Source organism: Streptomyces xanthophaeus, assembly GCF_030440515.1.
GTDB classification, from domain to species: Bacteria; Actinomycetota; Actinomycetes; order Streptomycetales; family Streptomycetaceae; genus Streptomyces; species Streptomyces kutzneri.
In genome coordinates this window covers 802,243-814,704 of sequence record NZ_CP076543.1, presented here as the reverse complement: position 1 = coordinate 814,704, position 12,462 = coordinate 802,243, and the positions used below count along the sequence as shown (strand labels likewise).

The following is a 12,462-nucleotide window of genomic DNA, read 5'->3' as shown; positions in this document are numbered from 1 at the left end:
GTCCGAACGGATGATCAGCGTACGGCTTCCGGCGATCCACTGCGTCGCCTCTCGGTATCGGCCTGCCGCCATTCCTCGGCCGCCCGGATCATGGTCCGGCCGACGTGCTCGAAGAAGTGGCCTATGTCCTGCATCCGGGTGCCGGCGGGCGTCGCGGCGCCGAGGACCTCGGCGCCGCGCAGGGCGAAGTCGGCCAGCATGGCGTTCTGCCGGGCACTCGCCATCCAGCCCCGGAACCAGGCATCGGCGTCGATGACGTACCGGTCGCGCCGCCGGCCGGGGTCGCGTTCGCGCCTGATGAGCTCCTGCTGTTCGAGTTCGCCGACGGCCTTGGAAACGGAGGCGGGGCTGACCTGGAGGCGCTGAGCGAGCTCGGTGGCGGTCAGGCTGCCACCATCGGTGACGTACAGGCACGTCAGCACTCGGGCGGTCATCCGCGGGAGACCCGTACCGACCATCATCGCCGTGAACTGTTCCTCCAGTTCGAGGACGGCCTCCGGGTCGCGTCCGTGTGCGTCGCCCGTGGTCGCGGAGGCCGTCGGCGAGGCGGCCGGAGACTGCTTGCGGCGGCGGGCGCGGCCCGTGGTGGCGCGATGGGCCGCATCGGCCCGATAGGCGGCGGGGCCGCCGTTGCGGGCCACCTCCCGGGTGACCGTGGAGATGGGCCGGCCCAGGCGCCCGGCGATGTCCGTGTAGCTGAGTCCTTCCCCCAACCCCTTCGCGATCTCCAGTCGTTCGTCGTGGGTCAGTCTGCCTCCGGGCATCGGCATTGCCTCCGTGTCAGGTCCTCGTGGGTGCCCAGTATTGCTTTCACGGCCAGTTCATTGCAAATCCCTTGAGGCTGAATTTGCATTCGCCTTCATTGTCATTGCAAGAGATTTCGTCAATGACCTGCATGAATGCAGGTGGAGTCGATTTTATGATTGACGAAAGAGTGAAAGCAATTTAGCTTTTAGTCATTCGCGAACAAGCGATGTGAATCGAGCGGGCCCGGACGAGGGCTGCTCGCCGCCCTGATCGGAGCCCCCCATGACGTCCTTGCTCGCCCCCGTGCGTGCCTGGCACCGGCCGCTGATGGTCTGCGCCGCCCTCATGTTCGGCCTGGTGCTCGTCGCCGGCGTCGGCACCGTCGTCGACGGACGGACGCTGCTGGACGAGTCGGTGTGGGTCAAGCCGCTCAAGTTCGGCTTCGCCTTCGGCCTCTACGCGGCCACGCTGGCATGGCTGCTGACCAAGCTGACCAGGGGCAGGCGGCTGGGGCGATGGCTGGGGACCGTCTTCGCGGTGGCCGCCACCGTGGAGGTGGCAGCGATCACCGTCCAGGCGGCGCGCGGCACCTTCAGCCACTTCAACGCGGACCGGACCGACCCGGTCACCCTGGCCCTGGTCCCGCTCCTCACCTTCGGCGTGATGGTCATCGTCATCGCGCAGCTGGTCCTCGCCGTCGTCGTCCTGATCCAGCGCACGGGCGGAGCGGCGCTCAACCGTGCCATCCGCTCCGGCCTCGCGCTCGCCACCTTCGGCATGGTCGTGCCGGTCTTCTGGATGGTCACCGAGATTCACTCCCGTACGGTGACCGACGCCAACGGCCACTCCGTGCAGATGTACCAGGGCCACGGCATCGGTGACCCCGACGGTCACGGCATGCCCCTCACCAACTGGAGCGCGACCGGCGGCGACTTCCGGGTACCGCACTTCTTCGCCCTGCACGGCATCCAGGTGCTCCTCCTGATCGCCGCCGTACTGGCCGCCCTGGCCGCCGAGCGCGTCTGGCTGCGTGACGAGAAGGTACGGGCCCGGCTGGTCGGCAGTGCCGCCCTCGGCTACACGGGGCTGGTCGCGGTGGTGACCTGGCAGGCGTGGCGCGGACAGTCCCTGATCCATCCGGACACCGCCACCCTCCTCGCCCTCGCCGCGGTGCTGCTGCTCACGGCAGGGACCACCGCACGAGTGATCGTGACCGCCAAGCGCGCCGCGGCCGAGGGCGCGGCGGCCGAGCGTGCCGCGGCGCGACCGGCCGGGATTCCTGAGCCTGCCCAACCGGCGCGCTGACGCCGCCCCTTCCCTGATCCGACCCACCGATCCACCGATCCACCGAACGACCGACGGAACCCGAACTCCTGAAAGGAACACCGACATGACCAGCAACTCTTCCACCGAGGCGACCGCAGAAGGCACGCCGGCGGTCCCCGCAGCGGCCGTCGCGACCACCCCCGACCGCTCCGCGATGCAACACGTACTGGCCCGCGCCACCGCCCCGGGCGGCGCTCCCGGCATCGCCGTCGAAGTGCGCGACGAGCGTGGCACGTGGTTCGGTTCGGCAGGAGTCTCCGACACCGGGACCGGGGAGGAACGCCGCCAGGCCGAGCGGTTCCGGATCGGGAGCACGACGAAGGCGTTCACCGCCACGCTCGTCCTGCAGCTGGCGGCCGAAGGCCGACTGAGCCTCGACGACACGATGGAGCAGTGGCTGCCCGGGATGGTGGCGGGCAACGGCTACGACGGCCGTGCGATCACCATCCGCCAGTTGCTCAACCACACCAGCGGCATCTTCAACTACGGCAACGACGCGGAGTTCTTCAAGAAGGGCATCGGCGCGGCGTGGTTCCAGCACCGCTACGACACCTACGCCCCCGAGCAGTTGATCGGGATCGCTCTCGCCACCCCGGCGCCCTTCGCCCCGGGGGACGCCTTCCTCTACTCCAACACCAACTACTTCCTGGCCGCCCTGATCGTCGAGAAGGTCACGGGCGGGACGCTCGCCGAAGCGCTCACCCGGCGGATCGTCCACCCCCTGAGGCTGACCGGGACCTACCTCCCCGACACGGAACCGACGATCCGAGGGCCGCACCCCAGGCACTACTCCACCCTCTTCGTCTCCGACGCCCCGCCCGAGATCCACGACGCGACCGACATGAACCAGTCCTTCGCATGGGCGGCCGGCGGCATCATCTCGACCACGGGGGACCTGCAGCGCTTCTTCGGCGCGCTGCTCCAGGGCCACCTGCTGCCCGCCGAACAGCAGCGGGAGATGTTCACCACCGTCGACACCACGGGACCCGTCCCGTGGATCCCGGGCACCCGGTACGGCCTGGGCGTGTTCTCCTGGTCCCTGCCGTCCGGCGCCACGGTCTGGGGCAACGCGGGCGCGACGTACGGCTCGTGGACCTGCGCCATGGGCTCCCGTGACGGCAAGCACCTGCTCACCGGCCAGGTCAACGGCGACTGGAGCGGCCTGGGCGTCCTCGACGACATCCTGACCACCGAGTTCGGCGCGGCTGCCGGAAGCTGACGGCCGCTCCCGGACTTCCCGCCCGGTCCCTCACGCGGCGGGGAGGTCCGGGTGGTCGGGGGTTCGGGACCCGCCGCCGGTCACGTCGTGGCGTCGGCCGGGAGTTCCCCGGCCACCGGACGGGCGTCTCCGGCGATGGGGAGGGTGAGGACCATCGTCAGGCCGCCCCCGGGGGTGTCCTCGGCGGTGAGGGTGCCGTCCATCGCCTCCAGAAAGCCCCTGGCGACCGCCAGCCCGAGACCGACCCCGGTACCGGCGGGCGCGTCTCCGTGCCGCTGGAACGGTTCGAATATCCGGTCCTTGGCCTCGTCGGGGACGCCCGGGCCCCGGTCGACGACGCGTAGTTCCAGACGGTCGGCGAGGGCGCTGGCGGAGACGGTGACGGGCCGGCCGGCCGGGTTGTACTTGACGGCGTTCTCGACGATGTTGGCGACGGACCGTTCCAGGAGGCCCCGGTCGACGGCGACCATGGGCAGGGTCTCGGGGATGTCGAGGTCCACACCGTCCTCGGGGACTCCGGCCAGGGCCATCGGGACGACCTCGTCGAGATCGGTCACGCGGATGAGCGGGACGACGGTGCCCGTCTGGAGGCGGGACATGTCGAGGAGGTTGCCGATCAGGTGGTCGAGGCGGTCGGCGCCCTCCTCGATGCCTTCCAGGAGGTCGCCCCGGTCCTCCTCGGACCATTCCACGTCGGTGGAACGCAGCGAGGTGACGGCGACCTTGATGCCCGCGAGCGGAGTGCGCAGGTCGTGGCTGACGGCGGCGAGGAGCGCGGTCCGGATCTGATTGCCTTCGATCAGGAGGCGGGCCTGCTCGGCCTCGTCGACCAGCCGCTGGCGGTCGAGTACGACGGCCGCCTGTGCGGCGAAGGCGCCGAGGACGCGCCGGTCCTCCGCGGGCAGCACCCGCCCGGACAGGGCCAGGGCCATGTTCTCGCCGATCGGCATGTCCACGTCGGCGTCCTCGGGGCGGGTGACCGGGTTCCGGCCGGTGCTGCCCGCGGTGGTCCACGGCTCGACGTCCGTACCCCGCTCCAGCAGTGCGACGGATTCCATGGCGAACGTCTCGCGCACCCGTTCCAGCAGGGCGTCCAGGGCGGTCTCGCCGCGCAGGATGCTGCCGGCCAGGAAGGAGAGGATCTCGGACTCGGCGCGCAGCCGGGCGGCCTGATGGGTCCGGCGGGCGGCCAGGTCGACCACGGAGGCCACCGACACGGCCACCCCGACGAAGATCGCGATGGCGACGATGTTCTTGGGGTCCGCGATGGTGAGCCTGTGGACCGGCGGGGTGAAGTAGTAGTTCAGGAGCAGGGACCCGAAGGCCGCCGAGGCGAGGGCGGGGAGCAGTCCGCCGAGCAGTGCCGCCGCCACCGTGAAGGTGAGGAAGAGCAGCATGTCGTTGGCGAGACCCAGCTCGGGTACGGCCTGACTCAGCCCCACCGTGAGCAGGGCGGGGCCGGCGAGGCCGGTGAGCCAGCCCCAGATGAGGCGGGGTCTGCCGAGCCGCGCGCCGCGGGCGACGGGCAGGCTGCGGCGGCCCTTGGCGGCCTCGTCGTGGGTGACGATGTGGACGTCGAGGTCCGGTCCGGACTCGCGGGCGACCGTGGCGCTGACACCGGGGCTGAAGACGGACTGCCAGGAGCGGCGGCGGCTGACGCCGAGGACGATCTGGGTGGCGTTGACCCCGCGGGCGAACTCCAGCAGGGCGTCGGGGACGTTGTCGCCGATGACGTGGTGGAAGGTGCCGCCGAGGTCCTCGACCAGGGTGCGCTGGACGGCGAGTTCCTTCGGAGACGCGGCGGTCAGCCCGTCGCTGCGGGCGATGTAGACGGCGAGGACCTCGCCGCCCGAGCCCTTCTCGGCGAGGCGGGCGGCACGCCGGATGAGGGTACGTCCCTCCGGCCCGCCGGTGATCCCGACGACGATGCGTTCGCGGGCCTGCCAGGTGGTGCGGATGTTGTGCTCGCCGCGGTACTCGCGAAGGTATTCGTCCACCCGGTCGGCGACCCAGAGCAGCGCGAGCTCGCGCAGTGCCGTGAGGTTTCCGGGCCGGAAGTAGTTCGAGAGGGCGGCGTCGACCTTGTCGGGCTTGTAGATGTTTCCGTGGGCCATACGGCGGCGCAGGGCCTGGGGCGACATGTCGACGAGCTCGATCTGGTCGGCGCGCCGCACGACTTCGTCGGGAACGGTCTCCCGCTGCCGCACCCCGGTGATCGTTTCGACGACGTCGCCGAGCGACTCCAGGTGCTGGATGTTGACGGTCGAGACGACGTCGATGCCGGCCCGGAGGAGTTCCTCGACGTCCTGCCAGCGCTTGGCGTTGCGCGAGCCCGGCACGTTGCTGTGCGCGAGTTCGTCCACGAGCGCCACGGCGGGGCGGCGGGCGAGGACCGAGTCCACGTCCATCTCGGTGAAGGCGGACCCCCGGTACTCCAACTCGCGCCGTGAGATCTGCTCCAGGCCGTGCAGCATCACCTCGGTGCGCGGCCGGCCGTGGTGCTCCACGAAGGCGACGACGGCATCGGTGCCCCGCTCCACCCGGCGGTGGCCCTCCGAAAGCATCGCGTACGTCTTGCCGACGCCGGGGGCCGAGCCCAGATAGATACGAAACCTGCCGCGTCCCATGACGTCATCCCTCGAAGCGGTAGCCCATACCGGGCTCGGTGATCAGGTATCTCGGGTGCGAGGGGTCCGCTTCCAGTTTGCGGCGCAGCTGAGCCATGTAGACCCGCAGGTAGTTGGTGTTCTCGGCGTACGTCGGCCCCCAGACATCGAGCAGAAGCCTCTTCTGGCTGATCAGCCTGCCGGGATGGGTGATCAGGATCTCCAGCAGTTGCCACTCGGTGGGGGTCAGCCGGACACTGCGACCGTTGCGCCTGACCTTCTTCGCGACCAGGTCGACGGTGAAGTCCTCGGTCGTGACCGTGGCGATCTCGTCGGCGGGCGCCGGAGCCTCCCGGCGGCGGACGGCGGCGCGCAGCCGGGCGAGGAGCTCGTCCATGCTGAACGGCTTGGTGACATAGTCGTCGGCCCCCGCGTCCAGGGCCCGGATCTTCTCTTCGGAGGTGTGACGCGCGGAGAGGACGAGGATGGGGACGGCACTGGTTTCCCGTACCCCCTTGATCACGTCGATGCCGTCCATGTCCGGCAGGCCGAGATCCAGCAGGATGGCGCTCGGCCCCCCTGCGGCTGCCAGTCTCAGGCCGGTGTTTCCGTCGGGAGCCGTCTGCACCTCGAACTTCCGCGCCTCCAGATTGATCTTGAGTGCGCGGACGAGCTGGCCGTCGTCCTCCACCACCAGCACCTTGATCATCGGTGTAGGGCCTTCCTCGTTCGATGGGTACGGGGCGGAGCCGGCGGGACGTCCGGTTTCCCCGCCCGGCCGTGGCTGGGGGAGAGGTGCGTCCCGCCGGCTCCAGACCTTTGCTGTGCTCGGTCTCAGCTCTTGGTCAGTGCCCTGAGCGCGGTGTTGAGTTCGAGGACGTTGACGCGGGGTTCGCCCATGAAGCCGAGGGTGCGGCCCTCGGTGTTCCGCTCCACGAGCTTCTCGACCTGCTCGACGTCGAGGTCGTTCCGCTCGGCGACGCGGTGGATCTGGATCTTCGCGTACGCGGGGGAGATGTTCGGGTCGAGGCCGGAGCCGGAGGAGGTGACGGCGTCGGCCGGGACGTCCTGGGGCTTCACCGTGTACGAGGCCGTCGTGTTGTCCGCGACGACAGCGGCCTTGGCGTCCTCGACCAGCCTGACCAGGTCCGGGTTGTCGGCGGCCTTGTTGGTGGCGCCGGAAAGGATCAGCGCGTACTGGGTGTTGACGCTGTTGCTGCCCAGTCCGCCGGAGGGGCGCGGCTGGAACCACTTGAGGTCCGGCCTGGCGGCTTCCTCCGGGTCGTCGGGGTCGGCCTTGGGCAGGTTGTAGGTCTGTCCGATGAGGGAGGAGCCGACGATCTGGCCGCTCTTGTCCTTGATCTCGGAGCCGTTGGCCTTGTCGTTGAACAGGGCCTGGGCGATCCCCGTGACGGCCAGCGGATAGAGCACGCCGCAGATCACCGTCAGAACCAGCAGGGCCCGCAGACCCGCGCCGATCAGGCGCGCCGTGTTGCGTAGAGAGTTGTTCATGGCTCAGCCGATTCCGGGGACGAGGGAGATGAGCATGTCGATGATCTTGATGCCGATGAACGGGGCGATCAGGCCGCCGAGTCCGTAGATCCCCAGGTTCCGGCGGAGCATTCTGTCGGCGCTGGTGGGCCGGTACCGAACGCCCTTGAGGGCGAGCGGGACCAGCGCGATGATGATCAGCGCGTTGAAGACGACGGCCGAGAGGATCGCGGAGTTCGGCGACGACAGGCCCATGACGTTGAGCTTGTCGAGGCCCGGGTAGACCACGGCGAACATGGCCGGGATGATCGCGAAGTACTTCGCCACGTCGTTGGCGATGGAGAACGTGGTGAGGGCACCCCGCGTGATCAGCAACTGCTTGCCGATCTCGACGATCTCGATGAGCTTGGTGGGGTTGGAGTCCAGGTCCACCATGTTCCCGGCCTCCTTGGCGGCCGAGGTACCCGTGTTCATCGCCACGCCCACGTCGGCCTGGGCCAGCGCCGGGGCGTCGTTCGTACCGTCGCCGGTCATCGCGACCAGATTGCCGCCCGCCTGCTCCCGCTTGATGAGGGCCATCTTGTCCTCGGGAGTGGCCTCGGCGAGGAAGTCGTCGACACCCGCCTCCTCGGCGATGGCCTTCGCCGTCAGCGGGTTGTCACCCGTGATCATGACGGTCTTGATGCCCATGCGGCGCAGCTCGTCGAACCGCTCGCGCATGCCCGCCTTGACCACGTCCTTCAGGTGGATGACACCGAGGACGCGGGCGCCCTCCTCGTCCTCCACCGCCACCAGGAGCGGGGTGCCGCCGGCCTCGGAGATGCGGTCGGCGAGGAGGTCGGCGTCGCCGGAGACCTGACCGCCCTGCTCCCTGACCCAGGTGATGACCGAACCGGCCGCGCCCTTACGGGTCTTACGCCCGTCCACGTCGACACCGGACATGCGGGTCTGGGCGGTGAAGGCGATCCACTCGGCTCCGGCGAGCTCGCCCTGATGGCGCTCGCGCAGCCCGTACTTCTCTTTCGCGAGGACCACGATCGAACGGCCCTCGGGGGTCTCGTCGGCCAGCGAGGACAGCTGCGCGGCGTCGGCGAGCTCGGCCTCCGTCGTGCCCTCGACCGGGACGAACTCCGAGGCCTGGCGGTTGCCGAGGGTGATGGTGCCCGTCTTGTCGAGCAGGAGCGTGGAGACGTCACCGGCGGCCTCGACGGCCCGGCCCGACATTGCGAGGACGTTGCGCTGCACGAGGCGGTCCATGCCGGCGATGCCGATGGCCGAGAGGAGCGCGCCGATGGTCGTGGGGATCAGGCAGACCAGGAGCGCAGTGAGGACGATCATGGACTGCTCGGCGTCCGCGTAGATCGCGAACGGCTGCAGGGTGACGACGGCCAGCAGGAAGACGATGGTCAGCGAGGCCAGCAGGATGTTGAGGGCGATCTCGTTGGGCGTCTTCTGCCGTGCGGCGCCTTCCACGAGCGCGATCATCCGGTCGATGAAGGTCTCGCCGGGCTTCGTCGTGATCTTGACGACGATCCGGTCGGACAGCACCTTGGTGCCACCGGTGACCGCACTGCGGTCGCCGCCCGACTCGCGGATCACCGGAGCGGACTCGCCGGTGATGGCGGATTCGTCCACGGACGCGACGCCTTCGACCACGTCACCGTCGCCGGGGATGATGTCCCCGGCCTCGCAGACCACCAGGTCGCCGATCCGCAGATCCGTGCCGGGCACCGACTCCTCGGCCGCTCCCGTCAGCCTCCGGGCGACGGTGTCGGTCTTGGCCTTGCGCAGGGTGTCGGCCTGGGCCTTGCCGCGGCCCTCGGCCACGGCCTCGGCGAGGTTGGCGAAGACGGTGGTCAGCCACAGCCAGGCGGTGATGGCCCAGCCGAACCAGTTCGTCGGGTCCGTGACCGCCAGGACGGTCGTGACGACCGACCCGATCAGGACCACGAACATGACCGGCGACTTGACCATGACCCGGGGATCGAGCTTGCGGACCGCGTCCGGGAAGGACTTCAGCAGCGCCTCGGGGTCGAACAGCCCCCCACCCACGGGGCCGGCAGGCGGCTTGTGGCCGGTCGGCAGGTCGTCGTGCGGAGCACGGGTCGGTGTGGCGGTGCTCATGATGCGAGCCCTTCGGCGAGCGGACCCAGCGCCAGGGCCGGGAAGTAGGTCAGACCGGTGATGATGAGGATCGTGCCGACGAGCAGGCCCGCGTAGAGCGGCTTGTCGGTACGCAGGGTGCCGGCGGTCCCGGGGACGGGCTTCTGCTCGGCGAGCGAGCCCGCCAGCGCGAGGACGAAGACCATGGGCAGGAAACGGCCGAGCAGCATGGCGATGCCGATGGTGCTGTTGAACCACTGCGTGTCGGCGTTCAGGCCGGCGAAGGCGGAGCCGTTGTTGTTGGCGCCCGAGGTGTAGGCGTAGAGGATCTCGGAGAACCCGTGCGCCCCCGGGTTCGCCATCGAGTGGCCCGGTGTGGGCAGTGCCATCGCGGCGGCCGTGAAGCACAGGACCAGCGCGGGCGTGATGAGGATGTAGCAGGCCGCGAGCTTGATCTGCTGGGTGCCGATCTTCTTGCCCAGGTACTCGGGGGTCCGGCCGACCATCAGGCCGGCGATGAACACCGCGATGATCGCCATGATCAGCATGCCGTAGAGACCGGAACCGACACCGCCGGGCGCGATCTCGCCGAGCTGCATGCCCAGCAGCTGGATGCCGCCGCCGAGCCCGGTGAAGGAGGAGTGGAAGGAGTTGACGGCACCGGTCGAGGTGAGGGTGGTTGCGACGGAGAAGATCGCGGAGGCGCCGATGCCGAAGCGGGTCTCCTTGCCCTCCATCGCCCCGCCCGCGGCCTGGAGTGCCGGGCCGTGGTGGGCGAACTCGGTCCACATCATGAGCGCGGTGAAGCCGACCCAGATGACGCCCATGGTGGCGAGGATCGCGTAGCCCTGGCGCAGGTTGCCCACCATGCGGCCGAAGGTGCGGGTCATCGCGAAGGGGATGACCAGGATCAGGAAGATCTCGAACAGGTTCGACACGGGGGTGGGGTTCTCGAAGGGGTGGGCCGAGTTGGCGTTGAAGTAGCCGCCGCCGTTCGTGCCCAGCTCCTTGATGACCTCCTGCGAGGCGACCGCCCCGCCGTTCCACTGCCGGCTGCCGCCCAGGAACTGCCCGACCTCGTGGATGCCGGCGAAGTTCTGGATCGCGCCGCAGGCGACCAGGACGATCGCGCCGATCACCGAGATCGGCAGGAGGATGCGGACGGTGCCGCGCACCAGGTCGGCCCAGAAGTTGCCGAGTTCCCCGGTGCGGGAGCGCGCGAAGCCCCGTACGAGGGCCACCGCGACGGCCATGCCGACCGCCGCCGAGACGAAGTTCTGGACCGCCAGGCCGCCGGTCTGTACGACGTGGCCCATGGCCTGCTCGCCGGCGTACGACTGCCAGTTCGTGTTGGCCACGAAGGAGGCGGCGGTGTTGAAGGCCTGGTCCGGGTCGATCGACACGAAGCCGAGCGAGCCGGGCAGGATCCCCTGCACACGCTGCAGGAGGTAGAGGAACAGGACGCTGACGGCGGAGAAGGCGAGGACGGCACGCAGGTAGGCGGGCCAGCGCATCTCGGCCGACGGGTTGGCGCCGATGGCCTTGTAGATCCACTTCTCCGGCTTGTAGTGCCTCTCGGAGGAGTAGACGCGGGCCATGTGGTCGCCCAGGGGACGGTACGCCAGAGCCAGCGCGGCGATCAGCGCGAGCAGCTGGAGCACACCAGCGGTCACGGGGCTCATATCAGCGCTCAGAACCTCTCCGGGTACACGAGGGCGAGGACGAGGTAACCGAGCAGGGAGACGGCCACGACGAGGCCGACGACGTTCTCGACCGTCACAGCTTGGTCACCCCCCGGGCGATGAGAGCCACCAGCGCGAACACCGCGACCGTGGTGACGACGAAGGCCAGATCGGCCATCGCGAGCTCCTGAGTGAAGTGGGAAGAAATGAATCGGCCAGGTGGCCGATGTCGAGACAACCGTGTCTTCACCCGGGTGTTAAGACGCCTTGACGGGGTCCATACGGGGGGACGGGGACTCTTGACGCCGTCCTGACGGCGCATGCCACCTGCGGGGCATCAGACCTGGTGGGGCAGGCCGGCAGAGTCCAGGGCGGCGCCCGCCTGAGCGGCCAGCGCGACGGCCACCAGACGGGCCTCCTCGGCCGGCAGGGGCCGGCCGGGGTACGCGTCGAGGAGGAAGCGGCCGTAGTAGTGGCCGCCGCCGACGGCCCGCAGCTCGGTGTCGCCCTCCGGCCACTCGGTGTACTCGGTGATCCGCCTGCCGCGGCGCAGCCAGACGCTGCCGTCGTGCTCCAGCCGCGGCAGGTGCCCCATCAGGGTGCCGTATTCGAAGCGGCAGCCCCGCAGCTCCAGCAGGCCCACCAGCTCCCGGCGCACGTACTCGACGACCGCCTCCGGAGAGCCTCCGTCCTCGGCGAGGCGGGCGGTGCCCTGGAGGCTCGACAGGTGAGCCGCGTCCGTGACCGCGACCGCCTGGAGCCGGCGGGTGCGGACCGCCAGCTGGGAGACGATCAGGCCGACGACGAGCAGGAGGACCGCCGTCTGGATCTCGTCACCGTCCTCGATGGTGAACTGCTGGTAGGGCCTGGTCAGGAAGAAATCGAACCAGGCCGCCGCCGACAGGGCGGCAAGCGCGCCGGCCGTCCGCGTCCCCAGGGCGGCGACCGCGACCACCACGACGACCATGATCAGCGCCTCGTTCGTCGCCGAAAGATCCGCACGGAAGGGCACGAGCGCGAGCGCGACGAGGAAGGGGGCCACGAGGGCCGCAACCAGTGCGAGGGGGTCGTGGAGCCGGTGGAGGTAGCCGGACATGTGAGGCCTCCCGTCCGGAAAAGCCGGTCGTGACGAAGCGCGTCGCTCAGAACTTCCGCGTTCATGGGATCCCTTATCAAGCCTGCCCTTCCGTCGGGCCGGCGCAACGCGGGGCGCCGGGCCTTGACGGACCCCTGACACCGCCCCCACCAGCGCGTATGGAACGCGTGAAGAGTGGCGGGGTGGACGTAT

General features: G+C 69.6%; 10 protein-coding genes. 2 read left to right on the top strand and 8 right to left on the bottom strand.

Going from position 1 to position 12,462, the window contains the following annotated elements; translation table 11 throughout:
* Positions 1 to 14: 14 nt before the first annotated feature.
* Positions 15 to 764: a GbsR/MarR family transcriptional regulator gene (locus KO717_RS03630; RefSeq protein ID WP_301364409.1), complete on the bottom strand. Its 750-nt coding sequence runs from the start codon at positions 762 to 764 to the stop codon at positions 15 to 17.
* Positions 765 to 1,029: 265 nt separating this feature from the next.
* On the opposite strand from KO717_RS03630, the gene KO717_RS03625 reads away from it, so the two are divergent.
* Both KO717_RS03625 and KO717_RS03620 read left to right on the top strand, forming a co-directional pair.
* Positions 1,030 to 2,052, top strand: a complete 1,023-nt coding sequence (locus KO717_RS03625; protein ID WP_301364408.1) for a hypothetical protein — start codon at positions 1,030 to 1,032, stop codon at positions 2,050 to 2,052.
* Between the two features lie 85 nt (positions 2,053 to 2,137).
* A complete protein-coding gene (locus tag KO717_RS03620) occupies positions 2,138 to 3,292 on the top strand; it encodes a serine hydrolase domain-containing protein (protein WP_301364407.1) in 1,155 nt (384 codons plus the stop codon).
* A gap of 80 nt (positions 3,293 to 3,372) precedes the next feature.
* Here the strand turns inward: KO717_RS03620 and KO717_RS03615 are convergent, their stop codons facing one another.
* The 7 genes from KO717_RS03615 to KO717_RS03585 form a co-directional block, all read right to left on the bottom strand.
* The gene (locus tag KO717_RS03615; protein WP_301364406.1) at positions 3,373 to 5,919 is read right to left on the bottom strand and encodes a sensor histidine kinase; all 2,547 of its coding nucleotides are present in this window, start codon (positions 5,917 to 5,919) and stop codon (positions 3,373 to 3,375) included.
* A 4-nt stretch (positions 5,920 to 5,923) separates the two neighbouring features.
* Positions 5,924 to 6,607 carry a response regulator gene (locus KO717_RS03610; protein ID WP_301364405.1) on the bottom strand — a complete coding sequence of 228 codons (684 nt, stop codon included), beginning with the start codon at positions 6,605 to 6,607 and terminating at the stop codon, positions 5,924 to 5,926.
* Positions 6,608 to 6,732: 125 nt separating this feature from the next.
* A complete protein-coding gene (locus KO717_RS03605; protein ID WP_301364404.1) occupies positions 6,733 to 7,410 on the bottom strand; it encodes a potassium-transporting ATPase subunit C in 678 nt (225 codons plus the stop codon).
* Positions 7,411 to 7,413: 3 nt separating this feature from the next.
* Complete coding sequence (kdpB, locus tag KO717_RS03600; RefSeq protein ID WP_301364403.1) at positions 7,414 to 9,513, bottom strand: potassium-transporting ATPase subunit KdpB; 2,100 nt, start codon at positions 9,511 to 9,513, stop codon at positions 7,414 to 7,416.
* Positions 9,510 to 11,174 carry a potassium-transporting ATPase subunit KdpA gene (gene kdpA, locus KO717_RS03595; protein WP_301364402.1) on the bottom strand — a complete coding sequence of 555 codons (1,665 nt, stop codon included), beginning with the start codon at positions 11,172 to 11,174 and terminating at the stop codon, positions 9,510 to 9,512. Before kdpA ends, kdpB begins: the two co-directional genes overlap by 4 nt.
* Before the next feature lie 8 nt (positions 11,175 to 11,182).
* On the bottom strand, positions 11,183 to 11,272 hold the full coding sequence (gene kdpF, locus KO717_RS03590) for a K(+)-transporting ATPase subunit F (protein ID WP_037860493.1): 90 nt from the start codon (positions 11,270 to 11,272) through the stop codon (positions 11,183 to 11,185).
* A gap of 239 nt (positions 11,273 to 11,511) precedes the next feature.
* On the bottom strand, positions 11,512 to 12,270 hold the full coding sequence (locus KO717_RS03585) for a DUF4118 domain-containing protein (RefSeq protein ID WP_301364401.1): 759 nt from the start codon (positions 12,268 to 12,270) through the stop codon (positions 11,512 to 11,514).
* Positions 12,271 to 12,462: the final 192 nt, after the last annotated feature.